The sequence below is a fragment of the Salibacterium lacus genome, from assembly GCF_042684865.1.
GTDB lineage: Bacteria > Bacillota > Bacilli > Bacillales > Marinococcaceae > Salibacterium > Salibacterium lacus.
This window is the reverse complement of the sequence record NZ_JBHUML010000005.1, coordinates 308,809-333,168: the sequence shown is the minus strand read 5'-3', so window position 1 is coordinate 333,168 and position 24,360 is coordinate 308,809. Positions and strand designations below refer to the sequence as shown.

At 48.5% G+C, this 24,360-nt stretch carries 24 protein-coding genes; 11 read left to right on the top strand and 13 right to left on the bottom strand.

Translation table 11 applies throughout. The features are described from left to right. The first annotated feature begins 2 nt into the window (after positions 1-2). The 3 genes from ACFSUB_RS14815 to ACFSUB_RS14805 all read left to right on the top strand — a co-directional run bounded on the left by ACFSUB_RS14815 (position 3) and on the right by ACFSUB_RS14805 (position 2,752). Positions 3-956 (top strand): SWIM zinc finger family protein, encoded by a 954-nt coding sequence (locus ACFSUB_RS14815; RefSeq protein WP_380714036.1) that lies wholly within the window; start codon positions 3-5, stop codon positions 954-956. A 672-nt stretch (positions 957-1,628) separates the two neighbouring features. Beyond that, entirely contained in the window at positions 1,629-1,772 is a 144-nt protein-coding gene (locus ACFSUB_RS14810) for a hypothetical protein (RefSeq protein WP_380714035.1), read from the top strand. Continuing rightward, the gene (locus tag ACFSUB_RS14805; RefSeq protein ID WP_380714034.1) at positions 1,769-2,752 is read left to right on the top strand and encodes a ring-cleaving dioxygenase; all 984 of its coding nucleotides are present in this window, start codon (positions 1,769-1,771) and stop codon (positions 2,750-2,752) included. Before ACFSUB_RS14810 ends, ACFSUB_RS14805 begins: the two co-directional genes overlap by 4 nt. Before the next feature lie 441 nt (positions 2,753-3,193). Here the strand turns inward: ACFSUB_RS14805 and ACFSUB_RS14800 are convergent, their stop codons facing one another. Further along, positions 3,194-3,646 (bottom strand): MarR family winged helix-turn-helix transcriptional regulator, encoded by a 453-nt coding sequence (locus ACFSUB_RS14800; protein WP_380714033.1) that lies wholly within the window; start codon positions 3,644-3,646, stop codon positions 3,194-3,196. Between the two features lie 130 nt (positions 3,647-3,776). Between ACFSUB_RS14800 and ACFSUB_RS14795 the strand changes: the two genes are divergently transcribed. Beyond that, positions 3,777-4,184: a (4Fe-4S)-binding protein gene (locus ACFSUB_RS14795; protein ID WP_380714032.1), complete on the top strand. Its 408-nt coding sequence runs from the start codon at positions 3,777-3,779 to the stop codon at positions 4,182-4,184. Positions 4,185-4,421: 237 nt separating this feature from the next. Here the strand turns inward: ACFSUB_RS14795 and ACFSUB_RS14790 are convergent, their stop codons facing one another. Then, entirely contained in the window at positions 4,422-4,640 is a 219-nt protein-coding gene (locus ACFSUB_RS14790) for a transposase (protein WP_380714031.1), read from the bottom strand. 328 nt (positions 4,641-4,968) lie between these two features. Here ACFSUB_RS14790 and ACFSUB_RS14785 point away from each other — a divergent pair, with 328 nt between their 5' ends. Together ACFSUB_RS14785 and ACFSUB_RS14780 are read left to right on the top strand one after the other, a co-directional pair. Further along, positions 4,969-5,514, top strand: a complete 546-nt coding sequence (locus tag ACFSUB_RS14785) for a sigma-70 family RNA polymerase sigma factor (RefSeq protein ID WP_380714030.1) — start codon at positions 4,969-4,971, stop codon at positions 5,512-5,514. Further along, positions 5,498-6,601, top strand: coding sequence for a DUF4179 domain-containing protein (locus ACFSUB_RS14780; protein ID WP_380714029.1), 1,104 nt, complete (start codon positions 5,498-5,500; stop codon positions 6,599-6,601). The genes ACFSUB_RS14785 and ACFSUB_RS14780 overlap by 17 nt, the downstream gene beginning before the upstream one ends. A gap of 151 nt (positions 6,602-6,752) precedes the next feature. Here ACFSUB_RS14780 and ACFSUB_RS14775 read toward each other — a convergent pair whose 3' ends face one another. The 7 genes from ACFSUB_RS14775 to ACFSUB_RS14745 form a co-directional block, all read right to left on the bottom strand. Then, complete coding sequence (locus ACFSUB_RS14775; RefSeq protein WP_380714028.1) at positions 6,753-7,625, bottom strand: Rpn family recombination-promoting nuclease/putative transposase; 873 nt, start codon at positions 7,623-7,625, stop codon at positions 6,753-6,755. A 249-nt stretch (positions 7,626-7,874) separates the two neighbouring features. Continuing rightward, a complete protein-coding gene (locus ACFSUB_RS14770) occupies positions 7,875-8,564 on the bottom strand; it encodes an ABC transporter ATP-binding protein (protein WP_380714027.1) in 690 nt (229 codons plus the stop codon). Then, positions 8,561-8,935, bottom strand: a complete 375-nt coding sequence (locus tag ACFSUB_RS14765; RefSeq protein WP_380714026.1) for a GntR family transcriptional regulator — start codon at positions 8,933-8,935, stop codon at positions 8,561-8,563. Before ACFSUB_RS14765 ends, ACFSUB_RS14770 begins: the two co-directional genes overlap by 4 nt. Positions 8,936-8,938: 3 nt before the next feature. Next, on the bottom strand, positions 8,939-9,709 hold the full coding sequence (locus tag ACFSUB_RS14760; protein WP_380714025.1) for a hypothetical protein: 771 nt from the start codon (positions 9,707-9,709) through the stop codon (positions 8,939-8,941). A gap of 153 nt (positions 9,710-9,862) precedes the next feature. After that, positions 9,863-10,408, bottom strand: coding sequence for a CBO0543 family protein (locus tag ACFSUB_RS14755; RefSeq protein WP_380714024.1), 546 nt, complete (start codon positions 10,406-10,408; stop codon positions 9,863-9,865). A gap of 388 nt (positions 10,409-10,796) precedes the next feature. Beyond that, positions 10,797-12,305 carry a PH domain-containing protein gene (locus ACFSUB_RS14750; RefSeq protein ID WP_380714023.1) on the bottom strand — a complete coding sequence of 503 codons (1,509 nt, stop codon included), beginning with the start codon at positions 12,303-12,305 and terminating at the stop codon, positions 10,797-10,799. Further along, complete coding sequence (locus ACFSUB_RS14745; protein ID WP_380714022.1) at positions 12,302-12,799, bottom strand: PH domain-containing protein; 498 nt, start codon at positions 12,797-12,799, stop codon at positions 12,302-12,304. Before ACFSUB_RS14745 ends, ACFSUB_RS14750 begins: the two co-directional genes overlap by 4 nt. A 97-nt stretch (positions 12,800-12,896) precedes the next feature. Between ACFSUB_RS14745 and ACFSUB_RS14740 the strand changes: the two genes are divergently transcribed. Further along, a complete protein-coding gene (locus ACFSUB_RS14740; protein WP_380714021.1) occupies positions 12,897-13,493 on the top strand; it encodes a hypothetical protein in 597 nt (198 codons plus the stop codon). 127 nt (positions 13,494-13,620) lie between these two features. Here the strand turns inward: ACFSUB_RS14740 and ACFSUB_RS14735 are convergent, their stop codons facing one another. Together ACFSUB_RS14735 and ACFSUB_RS14730 are read right to left on the bottom strand one after the other, a co-directional pair. Next, a complete protein-coding gene (locus ACFSUB_RS14735) occupies positions 13,621-14,250 on the bottom strand; it encodes a DUF4166 domain-containing protein (RefSeq protein WP_380714020.1) in 630 nt (209 codons plus the stop codon). Between the two features lies 1 nt (position 14,251). Then, a complete protein-coding gene (locus ACFSUB_RS14730) occupies positions 14,252-15,166 on the bottom strand; it encodes a DoxX-like family protein (RefSeq protein ID WP_380714019.1) in 915 nt (304 codons plus the stop codon). Positions 15,167-15,389: 223 nt separating this feature from the next. Here ACFSUB_RS14730 and ACFSUB_RS14725 point away from each other — a divergent pair, with 223 nt between their 5' ends. Together ACFSUB_RS14725 and ACFSUB_RS14720 are read left to right on the top strand one after the other, a co-directional pair. After that, on the top strand, positions 15,390-16,373 hold the full coding sequence (locus ACFSUB_RS14725; protein WP_380714018.1) for an alpha/beta hydrolase: 984 nt from the start codon (positions 15,390-15,392) through the stop codon (positions 16,371-16,373). Between the two features lie 39 nt (positions 16,374-16,412). Continuing rightward, positions 16,413-16,619 carry a hypothetical protein gene (locus ACFSUB_RS14720; protein WP_380714017.1) on the top strand — a complete coding sequence of 69 codons (207 nt, stop codon included), beginning with the start codon at positions 16,413-16,415 and terminating at the stop codon, positions 16,617-16,619. 86 nt (positions 16,620-16,705) lie between these two features. On the opposite strand, the gene ACFSUB_RS14715 is transcribed toward ACFSUB_RS14720, so the two are convergent. Together ACFSUB_RS14715 and ACFSUB_RS14710 are read right to left on the bottom strand one after the other, a co-directional pair. Next, complete coding sequence (locus tag ACFSUB_RS14715; protein ID WP_380714016.1) at positions 16,706-16,873, bottom strand: hypothetical protein; 168 nt, start codon at positions 16,871-16,873, stop codon at positions 16,706-16,708. Then, on the bottom strand, positions 16,873-17,712 hold the full coding sequence (locus tag ACFSUB_RS14710) for an aldo/keto reductase (protein ID WP_380714015.1): 840 nt from the start codon (positions 17,710-17,712) through the stop codon (positions 16,873-16,875). Before ACFSUB_RS14710 ends, ACFSUB_RS14715 begins: the two co-directional genes overlap by 1 nt. Positions 17,713-18,032: 320 nt before the next feature. Here ACFSUB_RS14710 and pelA point away from each other — a divergent pair, with 320 nt between their 5' ends. Continuing rightward, complete coding sequence (pelA, locus tag ACFSUB_RS14705; protein ID WP_380714014.1) at positions 18,033-21,683, top strand: pectate lyase; 3,651 nt, start codon at positions 18,033-18,035, stop codon at positions 21,681-21,683. An 84-nt stretch (positions 21,684-21,767) separates the two neighbouring features. After that, complete coding sequence (locus ACFSUB_RS14700; protein WP_380714013.1) at positions 21,768-24,071, top strand: AraC family transcriptional regulator; 2,304 nt, start codon at positions 21,768-21,770, stop codon at positions 24,069-24,071. Positions 24,072-24,360 lie beyond the last annotated feature (289 nt).

Sequence of the window (24,360 nt, the reverse complement as noted above, 5' to 3'; positions counted from 1 at the left end):
ATATGAGCGGGCTCAAACAGGCGGACTTGATAGCGGCGCCTGCCATCCGTATTCATGAATCATTCACGTTTGTGGAACACGAGATGACAATGATTGGGGAGGCAGCATTCATGCATTTGTTCGATATGGAAGAGGAGATAAACGAGGATACGTTTTCGCGCGGTATGATGTACATGGCTGAAGATGAAGTGACCAAAATCAGCGAGCCGTACCGCCACCACTTTGTCGTGGAAGTGGCCGGAAATGTCAGTGTGGACGTGGTGCTGGACGACTCTCTGGAGGTCGTGCGCACGTTCTGCGACTGCCTTGAGAATGACGGATACTGCGAACATACCGCTGCGGCGCTGATTGCCCTCGGCGAAGAAAAAGAAGAAGAGGAGCCGGTTCCGGATCCGGAGGGGCCCGATGTGGAAACAGCACTCGCGTCGTTTGATCAGGTCGATCTTCGAAATCTGCTGCGCAGCGCTGCATCGGAGTATCCGGAAATCAGAAGCCGTATTTTCGCGCTTTTTCATCAAAACAAAGAACCTCTTGTTTCCGCCCAAAAACAAGTGCAGGCTTATATCGATGCGCGGGTTCAGGATGGAAGCATCGCCGCCGGAGACGTTCCCATGGCACTTGAAGGCGCACACCAGGTGCTTGAAAAAGTAGAGGAACACGCAGCAGAAGGCAGGATCGAAGAAGCGGTGCAGCGGGCGTTGGTCGTCCTTGGTACCGTGGTGGACGCGCTGGATTCCTTCGACGAAACAGTCGGAGAACCGGTGGTTGTTATCAACAACAGCCTCGAGCTTCTGAAACAGGCCGCAGCCGTTTCCTCGAGCGCACTGCCGGAAGACGCGAAGCAGCGGATCTATGACGCTGTCACCACCGAAGCAGAAGAGCCCCGCTATGAAGGAAAAAACACATGGCGCAGCACCCTCCTTGAAGCGCGTACTTATGTAAAAAGGGAGAGATAATCCCCGCAGACAGGCGCGTTCCGGTCAAGAAAGAGAAACCCCGTATCCTGGAGCATTCTAAGGATACGGGGTTTTCAGCCTATTCAGACACTTATTTAACGAGTGTGCAATGGTTTTAGTTTAGCTTCGATTTCTTCTCGTTTTGATTCCAAAAACGGGGGCAGAGCAAGGGTTTCTCCGAGACGCGCCGGGTCCTTATCTGTAGGGAGGATACGTGGTGACTACCTTTCAGGCTCATGCTATCTCCTTCTTCCAAGGTTATTGTGGATTGTGTTTCATTTTGTTATAATCAGTTTAGCTTTAAACTGAAAAATGTGTCAAGATAAAGAACCGTGAAGGAAAACGGAGAATGGCGCTATTTTCACTGACTGGCGGATGGTTCGATGGTTGAAGCGGACTTAGTGACGAAAACGCATGAATGATACGATTTTCTCCAGGAAGCATCGAAGCAGCATGACTTTCACCGTGAGGATGTTATAGCCCGTGGTTACTCGAATGGGACAAATATAGCTTGTAACTTGTTGATGCAGCATGAACAGGCTTTAAAAGGAGAGGTTCTGTTCCACCCTGCTGTGCCGCGAAGAAATGCCCCCTGCCGGATCTATTGGGGATGAATATATTCATCAGTGCGGGGGCCGTTGATTCTATGGTGCTGCCCGGGGTATCGATGGAATGGAAAAAATTCCAGGAAACACAAGAGCCGAAGTGGAGCTTCATCTGACGGATGGAGGACATGAGTTACTGGAAACAGAAGTGAAAGCAGCGATAGAGTGGTATGACACGCATTTTACTAATAAACAGGAGGGTGTGGAATGAACGAACTACTGGGAATCCACCACGTAACAGCCATCACAAGCAGTGCCGAAAAAAATTACGAGTTTTTCACGTATGTCCTCGGTATGCGTCTAATAAAGAAAACAGTGAATCAGGATGATATTCAAACGTACCATTTATTCTTTTCCGACGATGAAGGAAATCCAGGCACGGATATGACATTCTTTGACTTTCCGGGCGTACCGGCGGGCACCCACGGAACGAATGAAATATCGAGGACTTCTTTTCGTGTGCCGAGTGATGAGGCGCTGGAGTACTGGGTGAAACGTTTCGATCATTATGACGTGACACATGAGGGGATTCAGAAAAGGTTCGGCAAAAAAGTGCTTCCATTTGTGGATTTTGATGATCAAGCGTACGAATTGGTGTCAGACGAAGGAATCGAAGGGGTTCGTCCAGGTATTCCATGGCAGCACGGACCGGTGCCGAAAGAATACGGAATCACGGGGCTCGGACCGTTGCACGTGCGCGTTAATAATATCGACTATTTTAAAGAAATGATGGAGAAAATCCTTCTATTTAACGAAATCGACACAGAAGATTCCTTCCACTTGTTTGAAGTAGGAGACGGGGGAAACGGGGGACAGGTTATTGTTAAATTTAACGATACGCTTCCCGAGGCACGTCAAGGGTACGGTGCAGTGCACCACGCCGCCTTCCGCGTAAAGGACAGAAGCGCTTTGGAAGAGTGGATCAACCGGATGTCGGAAACCGGACTCCCCAACTCCGGGTACGTGAACCGTTTTTATTTTGAGTCCCTGTACGTGAAAGTGGCTCCGCAGATATTGTTTGAATTTGCAACGGACGGCCCTGGGTTTATGGACGATGAACCTTACGAAACATTAGGAGAAAAACTGGCACTTCCTCCTGCCCTGGAACCAAAACGGGAAGAAATTGAAGCATCTGTCCGGCCGATTGACACGACGCGGAGTACGACACAGTTTACACCTGAGTATTTTTAAGGGATATCACATCTGTCCTTTCACAGCCGAGATACAACGTAACGACTACAGGAGAAGGTCTAACATGAGAATGCATGAAGAAGAATTCCCGGGAGTTGGGAAAATATGACTTTTAACAACCGTGACGGTATTTATACTACTGTCATCCATCATCACAGCGGCAAAAAAGAAGTGTATTAGCTTGCGGATGAAGACGGGGAAGACATTTTGAATACCACATATTCTTCTGACGAGCAAAGGAATTCGGGGCGGCCCTGCTTGGCGTCCGGGACGATTCGGTGGATGAAGAGAGTTTTGAACGATTCCGGCTTATGCGTTCCTGGATGCTGGAAGGAAAGAAGCTGAGGGGGCGTAATCGGTACTAAAAAAGAGCCTCTCTTGCAGTGCCGATTACACCACCATAAAAAAGAGACGCTGCGGGGTGGATAGAGACAGGCTGTATCACTTCAGAGGACCGAGTTTTTTCAGCAGTTCCAGAAGCTGGACTTGTTCCTCCCGGGTTAAATTGGAAAACTGGGACGCCTGAAATTGTTCCTGCTCGGGAACAACTTCTTCATAAAGCCGCTGTCCTTTTTCTGTTAAGGAGAGATATTTTGTCTTCCGGTCCCGCTCTCTCTGCACCAGCCCTCTATGTTCCAATTTGGTGATCGACTGCGTGATATTGCCTTTTGTGACCAGCATTTTTTCTCCGAGTTTCTTTTGGGTTAAGCGCTTGTGTGTCTTAACTTGAACCAAAATATCAAATTGGGAGGCGGATAGTTCCCATTCTTTTAGGTGCTGATTACTCCGGCGGATGCTCTGGTTAAAGAATCGGGATAAACGAAACCATAGTAAAAGCCCGAGCCGTTTATCTTTAGAAGTCAAGTAGGATGAATCATCGACTGTTTTAGGCATGTTGTCACCTTTTCTATCTTTTGTTACGGTCAGTTTAAAATTAAACCAAACATATGTCAAAACGTCTGTATTGTAAAAAAACAGGGAACCCTTCATCATAAGACACTTTATAAAGAGGAGGAAGCGTGTAATGGATAATACGTCTAAACGGTACACGGGAGAAAAGATCGACGTGCTGTTTCATCCCAAACGCTGCATCCATGCCGCCCGATGCGTGAAAGGGCTGCCGGAGGTTTTTGATGTAGAAGAACGTCCTTGGGTGAATGCAGATGGTGCGGCAGCCGGTGAAATTGCTGACGTGGTGGAAACATGTCCAAGCGGAGCCCTCGAATATGTAAGAAAAGATGGGGCGGATAACGAACAGCCAAACGATGAAACGACAGTTGAAGTGGACTCTGGAGATGTGATGTATGTCCGGGGACCGTTAAACATTACAGATGGTCATGAAGAAATAGAGTGCTTCCGCGCCTCTCTCTGTGGATGCGGCCGTTCCGGCAATAAGCCGTTTTGCGACCTCAGTCATGAATGCAGCTCATAAACAGTACATGGTTGGAGGGGAGATGGGATCCACGACGGACATCAAACAGGGAGACAACAAATTTTTTACAGACGGTAACGAGGATGATCCCTCAGCTTACATTCATTTCTTTTATTCAGGACGTTATGGCAGACGATTACCGGTCTTAATTCCATGCAGTGTTCCACCCATTTCTGCGGGCGGGAAATGGATGGATAAAAAACGCTGCACGATAATGGCAGCGGAATAGAAGAGTGTTTATTTTTCTTTTAACCGCAGAATGTCTTCGGGCGGGAGTCCTGTGATTTCTGCAATGAGAGGAACATCCATATCCTTTTTCAGCATGGCCGTCGCCGTTTCGATTTTGTTCATTTCTTTTCCCTGCTCCAACCCCTGCTCCAACCCTTTATCCAGCCCTTCTTTTTCATAGGACACCATAATCTCCATTACTTTGTCTCCTTCCGGCTTTCTCATCATTTTCACCTCTTCTTTTAGTAATTTTTCCTCGGACGAAGTTAGTTTTAAATACGTTTCGAAAAAACCGGTCAAATGTGTAAAACAGGCTGGGGAGGGCCGTTCGGTGCCCTCACCGAATGTGGCATTTACAGTCGAAATTCGGTTCTTCAGATTGCTATGCTGTTCTCATTATACCCCAATATCAAAAGTGATGCAGAAGTCAGCGGCTTATAGAAGTGATAGAGAACGGATCGGTTTTCATATTTCAAAATCTGCATAAGAATTTTCTTGTTTTGAAACTTTTGCCCCGCTGAAATTTCTCTAATTGGTGAAAGGGGGGAGAGAAGAGATGAATTATGATATAGGACTGGTTCAACAAGCCATTAATGGAGAGGAAGAAGCTTTTGAAAGTCTGCTTCAATCTGAAAGTGAAAAACTGTATTTTATTGCGATGTCTTATGTACAAAACAAGGATGATGCCCTCGATGCTATTCAAGAGGCAACATGCCAGGCATTTTTGTCTATTCATCAGTTGAAAAAACCTGAGTTCTTTTCGACGTGGCTCGTGAGGATTCTTATCCGGGAATGCTATAAAATTTTAAAGAAAGCGCAGAAAACAATTCCCTTTGAGGAAGAAAAGTTTGAAGAAAGGATGGCTGACTCCTTTAAGGGAACAACCAGGCGGGAAGCACGTCTTGCCGAAGCGGTGGATAAGCTCGAACATTCCCAGCAAACGGCAATTTTACTGTTTTATTACCATGACCTCCCGATCAAACAGATTGCAGAAGTGATGGAAAAACCGGAGGGAACGGTGAAAACGTACTTACGCAGAGGGAAGGATAGGCTGAAAAAACAAATAGAAAGGGGAGAGTGCAAAAATGAAGAATGGGCCTGATAAGCATAATGAAATGGACTTTCCTAAAGAAGAAGTATTTGCAGCTATTTCTAAAGGAATGCAGGAAGGAAAAAGCAAAGAGGAAAACAAGCAGCACACAACTATAGAGAAGCCTCCCATATCGAAAACTGTGAAGGGTAAAATACTGTACATGGCGGGTGCAGCAGCTGTTTTCATTGCTTTATTTATGGGAACTGCCTATTTTTCACCGGCGTTTGCGAATGCCGTTTCAAATATCCCTGTTGTCGGTTCTATCTTTAGTGATAACGGAAGACCCGGATTGGAACAGGCCAGTGAGAAGGAGTTAACAAATGCGATTGGTGAAACCCAGACCATTGATGGGACATCTATTACAATTGAGGAAGTATTGTATAATAACTCACGATTGACGATTAGTTATTCTCTAGAATCCGAGGATGCTCTTGGGGAATACTACTTTTCAGGAGATTCTTTCCGATATAAAATAAACGGAGAATTTCCGGAAGGCAGTTCAGGCAGTCACCAGGACACAACTCTTTCACCAACCTCACGAACAGGGATAATGGAGTTTAATATAGGAAATGAAGCTCCTGATCAATTTAACTTTGACCTATTCATGGAAGCAAAAAATGGGAAACAATGGGAATTTTCTTTTCCTGTAGAAACGATAGAAGGCTTAAAGACATTTGCGGTAAATCATGACCAAACGGCGGGGAACATTGATTTACATGTTTCCGACATGTCGATAAGTCCATCTGGTATCAGTTTGAATTATAAAACAGTTTCACCGGCACCCGGCCGTATCGGCCGCATCCCGGCACAGTACCTTGAATTTCGTATAACTGATGAGAATGGAGAAGAAGTCACCTCCTACTCGGGCGGTAGCTCAGGAACAAAGAAAAATGGCAGCATTCATTCAACGGGTAATAAGTTATTTGATCCCATTGGAGAAAATGTTCAACAATTAACGATAACACCTTACCTCAAGTTACCGAGTGATGGAGGAGGGGTAAAACTGGAGCAGGATGGAAATGAAACGGCGTTAAATGGAGATATGAGCGAACTTAAAAATGTAGAGTTTGCCCCGTTTACGGTGGAAATACCTTAGAATACCGCACCCTGATTGTTGTTCTAACAATTGGGGTGCGTGTTGTATATAGAAAAATTGTATCGAGGCGTCGACATGAACGGGGAACCCAGAGCAATTGTTACTGGAAAAAAAGACGCTGCGCAAGACAGCAGCTGTCCATATTTTATCTTTATTTGTCTTTTAACCGCAGAATATCTTCGGGCGGGAGTCCTGTGATTTCTGCAATGAGAGGAACGTCCATATCTTTTTTCAGCATGGCCGTCGCCGTTTCGATTTTGTTCATTTCTTTTCCCTGCTTTTTTCCCTGCTCCAACCCTTTATCCAGCCCTTCTTTTTCATAGGACACCATAATCTCCATTACTTTGTCTCCTTCCGGCTTTCTCATCATTTTCACCTCTTCTTTTAGTAATTGTTCCTCGGACGAAGTCAGTTTTAAATACGTTTCGAAAAAACCGGTTAACAGGGTGGTGTGCGCTCGATTGATATGCATGTGCACCATCATACGCAGAAATTCTTTCTTAACCTGTACTTTCTCTTTTTCATTATACCCCATTTTGGAAAGTAATGCAGCGGCTGCCGGGTTACCTGTGTGGATAAATTGTCTCCAGTTCTGCTGTTTTAACTGGATCATAAGAAACTGAAAGTGGAGCACGTCGTGAAAGGGGAAGCGGATGGTGAATTCATCGGTTTCGCTTCGTTTCTGATCATAGGTGAAAAGGGCAATCGGCAGAATGCGGCAGCGGTATTTCTCGTACAGTCGGCCGTAGTAAATAAACATGCGTTCATTGAAATCACGCTGGGGATAGCTTTGGGATTCGGTGTGGATAATGATGACGGTTTCTTCGTCTTTCAACTTCGTTTTTGCGAGGACATCCACCTTGTATTTCTCTCCCTGGGTCACATCGCTGAACACTTCTTCCGGTAAAAACTGGATTTCCGAAAAGTCAACGGCTTCGTGCACCTTTGGAAAAAACAACGCGATAAATTCTTCAAAATAAGTGGTCAGGATCTCTTTAAACAGGCGGTCGTGATCAATCGTCATAAACCCCTCCTTCATCAAGAACGTTTGTTCCTTTATAGAATACATGTTCCTGTTGTGAAAAGCAAGTATTCTGGAGAATCAATCGAGAAATGTGGAGAGTCGATCGAGAAATGATGAGAATCGATGCAGAAATTCCTGTTTTCCGCTGGAATCAATCGAGAAACAGGCGGATCGATCGAGAAATCACGGGAATCGATCGAGAAATCTCTTCTCATCAAAAAAAGAAAGGAGCCGGAGCTCCTTTCTGGTTTATTGATACACATCGGTCATCCATTCGACGATACCTTTGCCGTGTTCGAAGCGGAGGTCCTCGACGTTGTGGTGGCCGATAATATGTCCGTCTTTGATGGCGATGACGTCGTCGAGAATGCCTTCGATTTCCTTGATTTCGTGGGTGGTGATAAGCACGATCTGGTTTTCGATGTCGATAAAGGAAATCAGACTTTTCACGATGGAATCGCGCACCATCGGGTCGAGACCGGAGAGCGGTTCATCCATGAGCAGAACCGGCACGTTACGTGAGAGCGTGAGCACGATTTTCAGGCGGCCGCGGTTTCCTTTGGACAAGGTTTTGACTTTGCTGCTGCGTTCCAGATTCATAAACGACAGCATTTCATCGGCTTTTTTCGTGTCAAAGTCCGGAAACTGCGAAGCGTGAAAATCAATCATGCCGCCGACCGTGAAAAAGGGATAATAGTCGTCGAGTTCGGACAGGTAGGCGACCCGGTCCGCAATCCGGCGCGTGGCTTTGTGCCCGTCGACGGTGACACGCCCTCTTGTCGGATGGTTCAGCCCGGCAATCAGTTTCAGTGTCGTCGATTTTCCGCTTCCGTTTTCTCCGACGAGCCCGACAATTTTACCTGGTTCCAGCGTCAAATCCACCGAGTCTAGCGCTTTTTTTCCGTGGTATCGTTTGGTTACTCCCTGCAATTCAATCATGATTCATTCTCCTCCTCTAAAAACTCCTGGATTCCGTGTTGAATTTCGCGTGCTTCATATCCCATATCTTTCATGACCCGGACGAACGAAGCGATTTCCTCCCGCTTCAGCCGTTCGCGCATCGACTGGAGGATGGCGGGGTCTTCTGTGACAAACGTTCCCTGCCCTCTCCGGCTTTCCGCGATACCCGACTGCTCGAGAATCTGATAGGTGCGCTGCACCGTGTTCGGGTTCACATTCGACTGCACGCCCGTCTCCCGAACCGACGGAAGTTTTTCGCCGGGATGCAGTTCGCCGCGCAGAATCCGGCGGTTGATCCGGTCCGCCAGCTGCATGTAAATCGGCGTATTCGATTCGAATTCCTGACTCATAGACTACACCTCAACTTTTCGATCCAGAATCCAGACTGCCGCAAGAAATAAGACGACGGTCAAGAGAATGTCAAATACATAAGAGCCGATAAAGACCACCGGTGTCTCTATTTGAAGAAACGAGAAATTAATCCAAAAGAATAGACTTTCCAGATTAATTGCTCCCCACTCCGTAATGGCCGCATAAAACGTCGTATCGGCAAACCATCCAAATGCAATGAGAGCGGCGATGGCAGCAAGCACGGTCAAACATATACTGAGAATCGTCGGCATGGCTTTTTTCATCAATAGAAAAATCATCCAGAAAAAAAGGAGACCAATGCTCATGCTGATTGAATACAGCACGATATGGATACTTAGGACTACAACTGCGCTTACTCCAAGATTCCAATCGTTTGAGAAGACATCCCACTGTACCTGCGTGGCGGTGATGAAAACAACCGCAATAAGAACCGACATTATAATTACTTGATAGATAACGCCGGACGTGATTTTCGCGAAAATCAATCCAGATGCCGACCGCGCGTGATGGAGCCATAAATGCAGCCGTTTCGTTTCCGCCGTCATGCTGAAAATAAAATAAAAGCCGAGGTACAGGGCCATCCCGAGAAACGTTACTGCACTGAAAATGAACAATGTTTCATTCAATACCCCGTTCTGTCCCCCAAAATAAGAGGCAATTCCACCGATAAATAATAGAGCGCCAACAACAATCCAAAACGCCGGTAACCCGAGCCGTAGTTCTTTTTTCAACAAACTTCCCCAACCCTGCATGTTTTCTCTCTCCTTTTTCCTTTGTGTTAGTGTTCTAGTTATATAGTACACTAACACTTACATACGGTCAATGGAGAAAATCATAAAACCTGGAAATCCACGAAAAAAAGCACCCGATGAATAGAAACATCGGGTGCGTAGAAAATAACTTTTTCACAGATCGGAGCGGTTCCGGATCCGGCTCATGCCGTAAGCGACGAGAAAAATGATAAACATCGAGATAAACGAGTACACGTACCGCCAGTCCAGCAATTGATAAATATCAATCCAATGAAGAAACGGCAGCCCTACAAACGATATCAGAGCAGAAAGAACAATGCCCCGCAGAATAAAGGAGCGGGTAGGAAAAAGCTGAACTGTAAACATGACGAGAACCGGGATGAAAATAAAGTCCCACGGGATATAATTATGGATTAACGGGATAACGCCATAATGGTAATCGAATAAGCCGAGGTAATGTCCGGCTGTGTCGAACGTGGCGGAGCAGACAGCAGCAGTGAGTCCGGCCAAGAGAAGGCTTCCCTGGTTTCTTCGGTCATGAAAAAACCACCACGCCAAAATGGAGACAAGAGTGATAAGTACCCCGAACCACCAATGCCAGTCGAATAACACGTATTCTTTCCATAATTCCATCATCTGATCGTGAATCAATATGATCTGCCTGTTTATATCGGTTGATAGCTCTTCGTATCCCGGCATGTTCTAACCTCCGCTTCCTGTGCCGCATGCATTCTTATACCTAGCTTGAACAGTATGTCTTGTTTTATTCATATGTTTTCTATAAAGAAGGGCTGCAGCTGTGTGGACACTATCATCGAAAAATAAAGGTGTAGTGTCCACGGGTCTTCATTTGGTGGAAACTAAACCGCTGCAATCAGGAATTAGTGGGCAGCGGTAGAGATCGATGGACACTAACTGCCGGTGCCGTAAGTCTTAGTGTGCCCGAATTGCACTTCCATGGATACTAAACATGCTGCCCGGCGGTGTAGTGTCCACGGAGCCGTCGCGGCTTGAAACAGCCGCTGCTGACCCCCTTGATACAAAAAAGAACCGGGGGGAATCCCGGTTCCAATGAAGTGCCGCAATTTTATTCGGTTATGATATCACCGGTCCGCCGGCTGTACCAGTCCTTCATGTTTCGCGCGGCATCGGCGGGGATGTCGTCGATGTCGGTGTGTTTGACCGGATTGGAGCGGTTGATCGTTACCATCGTTGAGAGGCCGGTCGGTTTTTGGAGAATGCCGCGTTTGAATGTCATTTCCGACACTTTTTCCCGCTTTGTTACAAACAAAAAGGTGGTCCAGCCGCCTTTTCTCCACTGGATGCATTCGTTATGGACGGCGTAGCGGGTGTGGGCGAAATCGAGCAGGCGCGAGAGTATCACGAGAACGAGCAGCACCGCTGACAGTACCCACCACGGAATATAGATATCAAACGGCGACGGCTCGAAGTAAAAGAGAAGCCCGGTTGCGATCAGCCAGACCCAGCTCGGCCGCACGAGCCGGACGAAAAGCGAGCGGCGCGGCAGTGGAGTCATGGCACCGGTGATGGAGAAAACAGGCAGGATTTCTTCGATTAATCCGGCGGCGCGGGCGGTGGACATGTACGGGTACAGCGATGTGATGTTTTCCGTTCCGCCTGCGGCATTTGCTCCGCCGGCACTGATCAGCCTCATCTCTGTCATGCCGAGCCACCGGTTGATGGGTGGCTGCCGGTATTCCACCGCCTGCACTCTGCTTTTTTGCACAGAGAACGATGAGGTCTGGAAGAATCCTTTCGTAATGTAGATCCGTTCGTCATCGGACGCAATTTCATAGCGGCCGTACTGAAGAATGGTCTGCACCGCGCCGAATATAACCGCAGCCGCCGCGAACAGCACGACAATCAAGGTGATTTTCCACCAGGCATCGATGAGAATGGATACAAAGCCGCTTTCCATCACCCGATTGAATGTGTCGGTGGAGTCGACGTTCGACACGAGAGAAATAATCACCGGTATCAAGGCAAAAAAGCTCAGGGACAAAAACGATGCTTTGATATGATCTTTTGTTCCAGGACGGAAATGCACAGTTTTCGCAGCCGGGGCGGACGATTCCGTCTCTGCATCGCTTTCTGCGGCATCCGCTTCTGTCTCCTCGGTTTCTGCTTCCGATTCGTGCTGTTTCACAACATCCTCGAGCCGGTCTGCTTCCGCCGGCGGCACGGCCCGGAACGTGACAGAATCGTCTTGATCCTCCATGTTCGTTTCAAATGTAATCGACGTCATGCCGAAGAGACGGTGGAGCCAGGACGTATGACGCTGCACGTTCTGGATTTTGGAAAAAGGAACGGTCCGTCTTGATTTGGCGAAAAGGCCTTTGTACAGCTGGAACGCTCCGGTATCAAGCTTATACGTATGAGTGAACCATTTATAGACATACGATAACGCGGTCAGGCCGAAAATCCCGAGAAATATGTAACGGGCGTACGTGTAGAAGGCGTCGTCGGAACCGGCGTTGAACACAAACAGGTAAACCCCGATAATTATCATATTGCGGATCAGGTTCTTCAGCTGGAATACGAGCACAAGCGGGTGGTAGCGTTTGGCGTGCGTCATTCTTCCACCTCCTTGATTTTCGCAAAACGTGCGATAAGATTCCGCACGTCGATGGCGGTATCCTCCGGAAGCGCCGGAATCTCATGCTCGGAGTTCAACGTTTTGATCGTAAGCGTCAGCAGCCCGTATTTCCGCAGAAACGGTCCCTGTTTCGTCGCGATGGACTGAATTTTTGTCATCGGCACGATGTGATGCACTTCTCTTATCGCACCGCGCTTCAGCTGGAGAAATTCGTCGTTTACATCATACCGCCAGTGCCTGTACGTGAGCCAAGGGCTGATAAATATAGACCAGACTGCACTTAAAACAATAAGAACAACAAGTCCGATGAGGATCCAGTTTACCCAATCCGGCCACGAGAACCGCTGATCGAGGTAGTAGAGCACTCCAAGAACAGCAATATTGATGAATTGTTCGAGAATACTGGTGATGACCCAGACGCGTACCGCTTTCTTTGAAAGACGGCGCTCGGGCTGCTGCAGCGATGATTCCAAGATGCAGACCTCCTTTTCGTTCTGTTGTATAGTACGAAAACACCCGGGTCCCCGTTTCTTATGATTTTTCCAAAAATGGAAGCAGGGGCTCCTCTCTATGATAAGATGGCAGTATCATCATACAGGAAATACGAAAGTGGGGAAAGGCATGAAACGATGGATGCTGCTGCTCATGCTCGTCATGACAGCCTGTTCCGGCGGAGAAGAGACGTTGAATCCGATCAATGACGAACTGCGTGTTGCAGCATATGAACGGATCAGCGAAAATCTGCAGAATAACAACGGAATGACAAAAGAACGCGCAGAGAAGGAAGCTTTCGATCATCTCGTGCAGCGGGTTGCGGTCGTTAATAGAGCACAGGAGGTCGGAATAGAAGTCACAGAGGAAGAAGCGATGAAGATGTCCAATAATGTGAGGAGTAAACTGGAAAACGGAAAAATAGATAATGCGGAACCCACATGGAAAGATATCCGTAACACCATGGAAGCAGAGAATCTCACTGAGACGGAGTACTGGGAGGAATATGCAAAAAATGGCTATAAGGAAACGCTCATGATCGATAAGCTGAAAACCTACGAAGAAGAAAACGCACTAAAACCCTGGAGCGTGCGGAAAAAAGAAATTGTGAAAGCATTCAAATCCAACGAATCGGGGCGGATCGAAAGCTTCCGGGAAAAAGTCGGACTACAGTAATAGCCAAACAACTTTTCCAGGTTGCTTAGATGGAAAAAGCGTGTGTACCGGGAAGGAAAACTTATAAGTATAAACACGCCAGCCGGTTGCCTCTGGAAATACGATGATAACGAGAAATTACAACATACTAAAGCAGCCAACGTTGCGGAATGTCGACCCTTGTAAATTCCCCTTCATAGGAGAAAAGCGTGCCAATCAAAGGGTTTTCAACAACGACTTTTACTTCAAACACTTGATGTTTCTCATTAAAATTCTCGGTTACGGAGGCTGAGCCCTGGAAAGGTCTTGGGATAGGAATTTCCATTTTCCCGAGTATCAACCGCTGCTTCTCTGATGTGATATGTAACCCGCCGTCTCGTAAAACAGAAAACGATAAATCGGAGTATACGATAGGGGGTTCTCCCAAATAATCCTTGATTATATTTCTTTTCTTATCAAGGCTCATGACAGCATGGAAGAACCTTTTGTTTTTCTCAAAATGAAAAATTCTTTCCCAATAAATTTCCTCCTGCCCATCATTACCTGTTCTACGGGTGTTCCTTATCGTAAAAGGAATATGTTCCCCGCGTTCCGGAAACAGCAGTTTCCACCTGGCTCCTAGTGCGAACAAGGGAAGTAACCACTTTGGACCACCCTCTATGGTCCGCATCACGCCCTGGCCTTCAAAACGGCTGCCATCCAGTAACTCATATCTTCGCTGCAGAGCTGGATGTAATCGATGAAATTCGTCTCCCAGAACCCGTTTGTAAATCGTCATCTCAAGCTCCTTCTTTCTTTCTTTTACAGTTGGCGGCAGTTGGTAGTTCTGCAGCGCTGATGAAGTACCCCATCATCGATAGAACAAATAACGCCAGATTAAAGGTGAAAGGGTTAAATGGATCAACGAGAGAACGTGGATCAGCCAGCACGGCAGAAAGAGTGAGAAGAGGTAAAAGAATCATCTGTAGAAAAAATAAATGCCGTTTCTTTCTATAAAACAGCCATATCCATCCAAATATAACTTCTCCCATTCCTATAATCAGCACTGCCCACAAGCTTTGCGTATTCGAAAGGGGAAGAGAAGCCTGGACCATCTCCATTTCACCCGGGTGCCTGTAAATAAGTTTAGGAATAAGACCATGATATATCCATATAAAGAAGAAAAAGAACGTCAGGATCCAGTGACTAAAGAACCTTACATATTGAGAGGCCGGTGTCTCTCCTTGTTCCAACCATTTTTTTAACACATCAAAACTAAGGGCAGTTCCCCATCCCATCAATGGCCGGAAAATAAGATGGTCGACAAAGTCACCGATTCGGCCGAATCCAGGGGTATAATCATATTGTGTTAAAAAAGTGATCGTATCATCATGTTTGGGTTGGTACTTCCAATATCCCTTTCCTTCACGGATAGGGGAAAGGGATTGGTCGGTTCCAAAATGCAGCGACGATGTGCGTGAACCGTCTTCTGCGTGAAAACTTCCGACACTTTTCCCCCATCCCTCTACGGCCGTAAAACCCATCTTTGTTTTATATGAAAATAATTGCGGCTCCGATTCTTTTTTGGGTACATACGTAATAGAAGAAAATCTAAGATCCCACTGCGCATGCAAAACTGGATCCTGGCTGGCTTCCCATAACGTTTCTATGTTCGTATGTATCGGTATCTCCACATAAATGGGATGGTTCTTCATATCTTTCTCACCTCCAATACAGCAACCTTTTCGTTCAGCAAACGTTTCAGTCTGCCAAAAGCATTTGTATCTTCCTGTGTCTATTATATAGTATGAAGCTTCCAAGAACGAATAAAAACAGGATGTTTTTGAATTTTCATAACAAACAAGTAAAATGGGAAATAACGAAGGTGCAGAAAGTTTGTAATGGTCGGAAAATACATCCTGTAAGGGAGGGGATGAGGTGAAAAAGGTACGCCGCATCGCCGGGATAACGGCGGCTTCGACGGTGGTGATTTACCTCGGCCTGGCCCACGGTCTGGCGCTGTTTTCTGCTGTGGATCCGCCGGCAAAAGAGGGAGGAAGCCTGAATATCGGGGAGATAGAAACCGAAGAGGACGAACTTCCGCCGCTTGAAACGTATGAGGCGCGCGATGGTTCGACGTTATCGTATCGCTATTATGAATCAGACGCGGACCGGGTGCTCGTGCTGCTTCACGGTTCCGGTTATCACAGCGCGTATCTGCAGCCGCTTGCTTCCCATCTCGCAGAAGCTGGTACGGCGTCTGTGTACACGCCCGACCTGCGCGGCCACGGGCCGGACCCCGGGACGCGGGGGGATATTGATCAGTTAAGCCGCCTGGAAAAAGATGTTCATGATCTGATCGACAAGGTCCGCCGCCGTCATCCGGGGGCGTCGATCGTGCTTGGCGGGCACTCGAGCGGCGGCGGAACGGTGATCCGGACGGCTGGGGGAGACGAAGCTCATCCCGCGGTGGAGCGGTATCTTCTGCTTGCTCCTTATATCCACCACACCGCGCCGACCAACCAAAGCGAAGAGAGCGGCTGGGCAAATGTGAATGTGCCGCGCATGGCCGGGCTCAGCATGCTGAACACAATCGGGCTCGGCTATCTGAACGGGCTGGATGCGATTTCGTTCAACATGCCGGAGAGCGTCCGCGACGGCACCGAAACGCTGACCTACAGCTACCGGCTCCAGAAGGGAATGCATCCACGGGATGACTACGCGTCGGACATTGCTGCGATGGAAAACGTACTCGTGCTCGCAGGCAGCGCGGACGAATCATTTCATGCCGATCAATATGATCAGGTCTTTGATACCCGCCGTGCCGATGTGCGTCTGCTGGACGGACTCGGCCATTTTGGCGCGGTGCTGAGTGAAAAAGCGCACCAGGAAGCGGCCTCGTGGATCGAAGAGGAGTCATAAGGAGAGCATCACCATTTTTGTAAAGAAAGGAGACAAACGTTGCCAAAAAGTCTTCCTGTTATATTATCCTGGACGATTGGAATACCTGCTGCCATCACCGTTTTACGGATAGGAATCGATTACGGGCTGGGAAGAGACATCGAATGGCTATCCTATGTGCCTCTGTTCCTTGGCACAGCCGCCGCAGGGTTGGTGTTTGCCGGACCGCTGCGTTATGCTGTTCATCATTTGAAAAAAGACGACTAGAACAGCGTCTTTCTGAAAAAAAGCTCCGTGGACACTACTCCCTCCGGCAGCATACGTAGTGTCTACGGAAGAAGCGTCGGGGGACACTAAGGTTTCCTGCACCAGTATATAGTGTCCATTGCCTGCAGGCGGCGCCCACTAACTCCTGATTGGAACGGCGTAGTGTCCACAGCCGGCGGAACGACAGCGCAGCGCATCCCGTAAAAGCCATGCATCCATAAAAAAAGACTGCCGCAGCAGTCTTTCGTTTTCATTAAAATTCCTCATACACAGCCGGGTCGCCGTCGAAGATGCGGCCGTCGGCGCGGGTAAGGCCGTTGATCGTCTCCATGTCTTCACCGTCAAGGCTGAAGTCGAAGATGCTGATGTTCTCGAGCTGGCGCTCAGGCGATGTGGAGCGCGGGATTGGCACCGCTCCGATCTGCAGGTGCCAGCGCAGAATAATCTGTGACACGGTTTTGCCGTGTTTACCGGCAATGCCCTGCAGGGTTTCGTTATTTATCACATCTTTGGCCTGATACAGAGGGCTCCAGGATTCGGTGATAATGCCGTTGTCGTCATGATACTTCCGCTGCTCCTGCTGGTTGAAAAACGGATGCAGTTCCACCTGGTTCACCGCAGGCAGCACGCCGGTTTCGGTTTTCAGACGGTCAAGATGCTCCGGTAGAAAGTTGGACACACCGATGGAGCGGATAAGTCCCCATTTCTGCGCATCAATCAGGGCCTGCCAGGCTTCGACGTACGTATCCTGGCTCGGATTCGGCCAATGAATCAGATACAGGTCATAATAATCGAGACCGGCGCGGTACAGAGATTCCTGAATGGTAACCAGCGCTTTATCGTAGCTGTGATACCGGCCCGGAAGCTTTGATGTAATAAACAGTTCCTCGCGCGGGACGGACGTGCGTGTGAGGGCTTCCCCGACCGTTCCTTCATTTTCGTAATTGTACGCTGTATCAATGAGACGGTAACCGTTACGGATGGCGCTTGCGACGGCGCCTGCGCCCGGATTTCCGTTCAGCATCACGGTGCCGAAGCCGACGGCGGGGATATCGTTTCCATCGTTCAGTTGAATGTAAGGAATAGCTGACATCGTATTAACGCTCCTTTTTCTTCGAAATAAAAACCCATTAGAATGTTCCCCACTTCACCATAAGCTAAACATACTTTTTCCAGCAGTAACCAGAATAATCATTTGTACGGTTCTTTTCGGAAGTCCCCTTTTCAAAAGAACATAGAGTGCCTGATACTGTCGTATACTGAGACGATGATTATAGACGAAAGCGCCGGCAGGGCACAGGATAATAAGGAGAGAACACTTCCTTTAGCGCTGCTGAAAGAAAGGAGGGCACACAATTTTGAAAGCGCATACAAAAAGGAAAGGGTGTTCCAACTAAAGGAGGGACGAAAACAGTGAAAAAACCAGCTTGTTATACCGCTGCCGTAACAGCTGCTCTGCTGATCGCGCCACACGCGGCTGCGTCTGAGAATCAGCCGGCGGACAAAAACGTGTATGAAGCCGAAGCGGCAGAGGGCGAAGGAATTGTGACGGATACCGAACACAAAGGGTACACCGGCGACGGTTTTGTGGATTTTGATCCGAATGAGCCCGGGGGATACGTAGAGTGGAACATCGACGTGCCGTCTGAAGGGGACTACAGGCTCGGGTTCCGGTACGCGCACGGGGGATCTGAGAATCGTCACGCGGCCGTTCAGGTCGATGGAGAAGAAAGGGTCGGGAAACTGGATTTCGAGCCGACGGGGCAGTTTGATGATTACAACTACGCCGAGGCCGCGGTTTCTCTGACGGAAGGGTCCCACACGATCCGTCTGACCGCAGCTGCTGCCCAGGGCGGAGCCAATATCGACCACCTGCTTGTGCGTCCTGCCGTGGATAAAGTGAAAGAAGCCGAAACGGCCGTTCATGACGGCGTCATCATTGATAACAAACATACCGGCTTCACAGGAGAAGGGTTTACGGATTTTAATCCTAATGTACCGGGCGGCTACGTGGAGTGGACGGTGGATGTTCCGTCTGCCGGGGAGTACACGCTGGATGTGAAATACGCCCATGCCGGCGGCAGTGACAGGCCGGCGGAAATCAGCGTGAACGGGGTGGCAGAAGCAGAACTTCGTTTTCCCCCGACACCCGCCTGGAACGCGTGGAAAACCGAATCAATGCAGGTGAATCTGGATAAAGGAACGCAGACGATTCGTTTAACTGCGGTAGGCGCAGAAGGCGGAGGAAATATTGATCACCTGCGCATTCACAATACCATCGATACCGGTGACGGCCGCGAAGAGGTGGACACAGAAAACGTGCCGCTCGAGCAGCTGGCCGGTGGTGTGATCGTGAAAAAGATGGAAGACATCGGCATGAAGGCGGACATCGAGGAAAAACAGGATGATCCGGTCACGGTGCTGGAATTTGCGGCGCTGATCAATAAGGCGTTTGGGTTTGATCAGCGTGACATGCCGCACACCGGAAACGGCGGGCAGACCGGCAAAGCGTGGGGCGCCTACGTGAAAGAAACAGCGCGGGCTCATCATTATATTCCGGATCATCTGGATGAGCAGCTGCAATGGAACAAACCCATCACCAAACGGGAAACCGCACTGATCACAGCGGATCTGCTGGACGCTGTTCCCGATAACGAAGAAGGACCTGGAATGATGGGACGTATCGCCGGGGAAGGCTGGATGAACGAAGGCAGTGCATCCCAGCCCGCTATACCGTCCGACATGACGTTCGCTGAAGCGGAAACATTCGCGAGGGAACTCACCAATCACTCGGACAAAAACACCGGCAGCGTGCAGGTGGCCAAAGCTGATATGCTGACCCCGCACCTTATTGCGGTGACGTTGAATGGAACGATACCCGACGTGCAGGTAAATGATATCGGGGTGTCGATTCCAGCCGGGGAATGGGAAAGCCTGACGCCGCTGTTGAACCAGGAGCTTAGGATCAGTGAAGCGGCCGCAACCACCGATACGTTCGGAAATACCGTGCTTGTCATGAAGAGTATGGATGAACTGCAGGACGGGGCAGCGTTTTTCCCGGAAGAAACCGAGCCTTCTTTTTCCGGTAACTTAGATGATGCGGTGGAAAAAGCGGATAACATGCTGACGTGGCAGATGGAACACGGGGGCTGGTCGAAAGCCATCGACTACAGTGCGCCGTGGGACGGGGAAGAACCACGGTCGGAATGGGAAGAAGACGGCAAAGGGCTTGGCATGATCGACAACAATGCCACCGTGAAAGAAATTCGTTTTCTGTCGGAAGTGTATCAGGCAACTGGGGAAGAAAAGTATAAAGAAGCAGTGCAGCGCGGTCTGGATTTTCTCATGGACCTGCAGTATGACACCGGCGGCTTTGCCCAGGTGTATCCAAGACGCGGCAATTACTCGGACGCCGTCACCTTTAACGACAATGCCATGGTCCGGGTGCTGGATCTCATGGACGACATGGTAAAACAGGAGTACCCGTTTCAGGGAAATCTGATGAGTGAGGAGGACCGTACCTTTCTGCAGGATTCCCTTGATCTGGCTGTTGAGTATATTCTGAACGCGCAGATTGAAGTTGATGGAACGTTAACAGCCTGGGGAGCCCAGCATGATCCTTTCACTTATGAACCGGTGCAGGCGCGGAGCTATGAACATCCTTCCATTTCAGGATCCGAATCTGTTCCTGTTATCCGCTTTTTAATGTCGCGGGATAACCAGACAGAAAAAATTCAGCAGGCGGTGGAAGGAGCTTTGCGGTGGTTTGAAGAAGCTAGAGTAGAAGACATGCGGTACGTGAGCGGCGGCAATGAGAACAATGAATACTTTGTAGAGGAACCGGGAGCAACCCTTTGGTACAGGTTTTATGAAATCGGTACCAATAAGCCGATATTCTCCGGCAGAGACGGCGTGATCCAACACGATATCCAGGAGATTGAAAAAGAAAGACGGGACGGCTACCAGTGGGCCGGGAACTACGCGGAATCGCTGCTCGACACGGCCGGACAGACAGGGTATTTTGAAGGGAATGTTTACGCACAGGTCCAGGAAACCAATTCGGTCGACCAGTGGGACAGAACCCTGCAGGAAGGAGATGTTGAAAAAATCAACGATTACTCGAAAAAAGTGGAGGAGAGAAACAGTTCGCTCACCGTATCCAAGGATGGCAGCGGCGATTATGAAACGGTGCAGGCCGCCATTGATGCGGTACCGGGTGATAACACCAGCCCCGTTACCATTGAGATTAAAAACGGCACGTATGAAGAAGTCGTCGAGGTGCCGGCGGGGAAACCGTTTATCACCCTGAAAGGCGAAAGCCGGGACAAAACGATTATTACGTATGATAACCATGCCGGCAAAGCGAACGGCGTGGGTGGAACGATCGGCACCAGCGCCAGTGCGTCCGTCTTTATTAAAGCGGATGACTTTCAAGCAGCGGATCTGACGTTTGAAAACTCTTTTCCCGCAGAAGATGGTGTAGAAGGGCGTCAGGCTGTCGCGGTGAATGCCCGGGGGGAACGTCTGATTTTTGATAATGTGGCGTTTCTCGGGCACCAGGATACGCTGCTCGCGAATTCCGGTACCCATTATTACCACGACAGCTATATCGAAGGGGACGTTGATTTCATCTTCGGGGGAGCCCGCGCTGTTTTTGAAGATACGACGGTGCATTCGCTGGACCGGGGGTCGGATTCGAACAACGGTTATATCACCGCTGCCAGCACAGTAACCGAGCATCCTTACGGTTTCTTGTTTCTGAACAGTGAGCTGACAAGTGACGCTCCGGCAGAAACAGTGTATCTCGGCAGGCCGTGGCAGCCGGGAGGAAATCCGGAAGCGGTCGCCTCCGTCGTGTTTAAAAACAGTACCCTGGGTGCGCATATTAAGCAGGAAGGCTGGACCGAAATGGGAGGGTTCCCTCCGGAGGAAGCAAGGTTTTATGAATACAACAATGACGGTCCGGGGGCTGTAGTGAATGAACAGCGGCCTCAATTAAGGGAAGACGAAGCGGCGGACTATACGGCCGAACAGGTGCTTGGCGGATGGAAGCCTGAACTGTAACAGGAAAGGGGAGGTTCTCTTCACGCCGGACCTCCCCGGTTAAAAAACGGGCAGTGACATGAATACAGAGGAGCCGCGGTAAACATGAGAAAAAGTCTGTTAACGAAATTAATCATGTTTGGGTGTATTTTCAGTATTGTCCCGGTTATGTTGGTCGGTTTTTTTTCTTACGGTCACTCTTCGGAGGTGATACAGGAGAAAGTAAACGATGAAAAAAAGCAGATGATCCGGCAGATTAACTCCAATGTGGAACAGGTGCTTCTGACGGTTGACCACAGCATGAACCACATCACCAACAATCCGCTGATGGAAGAGGCGGTCACGTCCAGTATGTCGGGCCGGGATTTTGAGATTTACAGGGATCTGAACGAATCGATACGCAAACTCCATTCTTACAAAACGAAAGTGGAAGAAGTGGTGGTTCTTAATTTCAGACACGACTGGATTCTGCAGAATGAAGGAGTGGAGGCTTTAAGGGAACACCCGGATGAGGAGCAGTATCTGTCCTACCGGAACCTCGAATTTGATTCCAGCTGGGTACTGATGCAGGGAGAAGATTTTCAGGAGCAGCTGAGCTACAGCGGCTGCCAAAACAGCATCGGCCTCATCAAGAAGCTGCCGGCGAAACGAACGGACAAATTCGGCATGGCGATTGCCAAGATTCCAACGTGCAGCCTGGTTGAGATGATTAACATGGATGATCTCTCGGACGAAGTCATGATCACCGATGAAAACCATACTATTGTCGTGCACAGCAATCCGTCCATGATTGGCAGGACACTGACCGAGACCGGTTACGTGGAATCAACGGACGCCATCCAGGGAAAGCAGGGACAATTTGATATCGTAACAGACGAAACACCCCGCACCGTGACGTATTACAAATCGGATTTTAATCACTGGACTTATTTATCTTTTAATTCCATTGAAGAAATGACAAAAGAATCGCAGAATATCGGCTGGTTTACCCTGATTATTATCATACTCTTGATCACCGTGAGCCTGGCCGGTGTGTTTATCGTGAGCCGGAAGTTATACTTTCCGGTCAACAAACTGGTGAAAAATATCGAAGAAACCTGGCCGGACGACAAATCGTTGTCCACAAAAAATGAGCTGCAGTACATCGAAGACCGGCTCCACGAGATGTTTTCCACGCATTCTGATTTAAAGCAGGAACTGCATGACCATACACTGCAGATTCAACATTTATTCATCAGCAAACTATACCTTGGCAGTTACACGACAGGAGAAATTAAAGAAAAACTGGATTATTTTCAACTAAAAGAGCGCGTGGAGACGTGGGAGGATATGAATGTTCTCACGCTCCAGATTGATGCGCTGGATCATTCCTCCTATGACTGGAAAGACATAGAGCTGCTTCACTTTGCCGTAACCAACATCGTCGAAGAATCGATTCCGGCAGCAAACAAACTGTCGTCGGTATGGATCGATAAAACCCTGGTAAGCCTCGTTGGATCCGGAACAGACCCGGTTCAGCAGGCCAAAACATGTATGTACGAAATCACAGAGCGTATCCAGCAAAATATTAAAGAGACCCTTCATATATCCACCAGTATCGGCATCAGTTCCGCCTTTCATGAGATTAAAAGGGCGTCAAGGGGATACCTGGAAGGAATGGAAGCACTGAAACACCGGATTAAGCTCGGCAAAGGGGTCGTTATTCATTTTAACAGTATCCACAAAGGGAAGCATTCGGTGATTTTTTCTTATCCGGAACGGACCGAGGAAGAATTGATCGATGCGGTGAAGATGGCCGAATCCGAAAAAGCCGGGGTGCTCCTGAACAAATGGATTCAAAAGGCCTTCCAGAACTCGCAGTCACCGCGGGAGTACCAGATATCGATGATGCGGCTGTTGAACAATCTGCTTATTCTGAAGCAGGAGAACGGCATCAGCTTCGAGCAGCTTGAGATGTTCAATGCTTCCTTTTACGAAGAAGTATTAAAGCTGCAGATGAGAGATGAAGTGGAAGAGTGGTTCAAAAGCAGGATGATTGAGCCGCTCATACACGTTTTCCAGGCGCGGAGCCGGTCGCAGTATTTAAATATATCCGAAAAGATGATTGATCTTATCCATAAACATTACGATAAGGATATCAGCCTCGAAGACTGCGCGGCGCGGCTTCATTACAATGCGAACTATTTAAGCAGCATTTTTAAGCAGGAGACGACGTTTACGTTCAGTGATTATTTAACGATGTATCGTTTTTCGATGGCGAAGAAATGGCTGCTGGATACCGATATGACAATTAAAGAAATGGCGGAGAAGCTACAGTACAAAAACTCCCAGAATTTCATCCGGTCGTTTAAAAAACTGGAGAATATGACGCCGGGAGAATACCGGCGTAAATACAAAAACGCCTCCTGAACACCTGGGGATTCTCCTTTTTTAAAGCCTGCGTTTCTCTCTATGGAACCCGGGCTTTTTTTTCAGATAACTTAATTATATTTACTGTAATCATTGCTTCACATCTGCCTGTACACGGGCCGTTTTGGGGTGGCAGTAATGTAATGATTATGTTTTTTACAACCGTGCCGGTGTAGGATAGTATCAAGCAATACGACGTTGCTGGAAGTGGAGTGTTTGTTTTTGGGAACGAAAAAAAGAAGGAGGGACAAAAAAGGGGGATGGAAGAACCTGGACTTTTGGCAGATTT

Coding starts and splice junctions, on each gene's coding strand:
- ACFSUB_RS14750 (WP_380714023.1), bottom strand. CDS start 12,305: ATGACGCACGCCAAACGCTACCACCCGCTTGTGCTCGTATTCCAGCTG.
- ACFSUB_RS14760 (WP_380714025.1), bottom strand. CDS start 9,709: ATGCAGGGTTGGGGAAGTTTGTTGAAAAAAGAACTACGGCTCGGGTTA.
- ACFSUB_RS14755 (WP_380714024.1), bottom strand. CDS start 10,408: ATGCCGGGATACGAAGAGCTATCAACCGATATAAACAGGCAGATCATA.
- ACFSUB_RS14710 (WP_380714015.1), bottom strand. CDS start 17,712: ATGTCAGCTATTCCTTACATTCAACTGAACGATGGAAACGATATCCCC.
- ACFSUB_RS14785 (WP_380714030.1), top strand. CDS start 4,969: ATGAATTATGATATAGGACTGGTTCAACAAGCCATTAATGGAGAGGAA.
- ACFSUB_RS14790 (WP_380714031.1), bottom strand. CDS start 4,640: ATGATGAGAAAGCCGGAAGGAGACAAAGTAATGGAGATTATGGTGTCC.
- ACFSUB_RS14800 (WP_380714033.1), bottom strand. CDS start 3,646: ATGCCTAAAACAGTCGATGATTCATCCTACTTGACTTCTAAAGATAAA.
- ACFSUB_RS14735 (WP_380714020.1), bottom strand. CDS start 14,250: ATGACGATTTACAAACGGGTTCTGGGAGACGAATTTCATCGATTACAT.
- ACFSUB_RS14700 (WP_380714013.1), top strand. CDS start 21,768: ATGAGAAAAAGTCTGTTAACGAAATTAATCATGTTTGGGTGTATTTTC.
- ACFSUB_RS14780 (WP_380714029.1), top strand. CDS start 5,498: ATGAAGAATGGGCCTGATAAGCATAATGAAATGGACTTTCCTAAAGAA.
- ACFSUB_RS14715 (WP_380714016.1), bottom strand. CDS start 16,873: ATGAAAACGAAAGACTGCTGCGGCAGTCTTTTTTTATGGATGCATGGC.
- ACFSUB_RS14770 (WP_380714027.1), bottom strand. CDS start 8,564: ATGATTGAATTGCAGGGAGTAACCAAACGATACCACGGAAAAAAAGCG.
- ACFSUB_RS14730 (WP_380714019.1), bottom strand. CDS start 15,166: ATGAAGAACCATCCCATTTATGTGGAGATACCGATACATACGAACATA.
- ACFSUB_RS14795 (WP_380714032.1), top strand. CDS start 3,777: ATGGATAATACGTCTAAACGGTACACGGGAGAAAAGATCGACGTGCTG.
- ACFSUB_RS14805 (WP_380714034.1), top strand. CDS start 1,769: ATGAACGAACTACTGGGAATCCACCACGTAACAGCCATCACAAGCAGT.
- ACFSUB_RS14740 (WP_380714021.1), top strand. CDS start 12,897: ATGATAAGATGGCAGTATCATCATACAGGAAATACGAAAGTGGGGAAA.
- ACFSUB_RS14815 (WP_380714036.1), top strand. CDS start 3: ATGAGCGGGCTCAAACAGGCGGACTTGATAGCGGCGCCTGCCATCCGT.
- ACFSUB_RS14775 (WP_380714028.1), bottom strand. CDS start 7,625: ATGACGATTGATCACGACCGCCTGTTTAAAGAGATCCTGACCACTTAT.
- ACFSUB_RS14765 (WP_380714026.1), bottom strand. CDS start 8,935: ATGAGTCAGGAATTCGAATCGAATACGCCGATTTACATGCAGCTGGCG.
- ACFSUB_RS14810 (WP_380714035.1), top strand. CDS start 1,629: ATGGAAAAAATTCCAGGAAACACAAGAGCCGAAGTGGAGCTTCATCTG.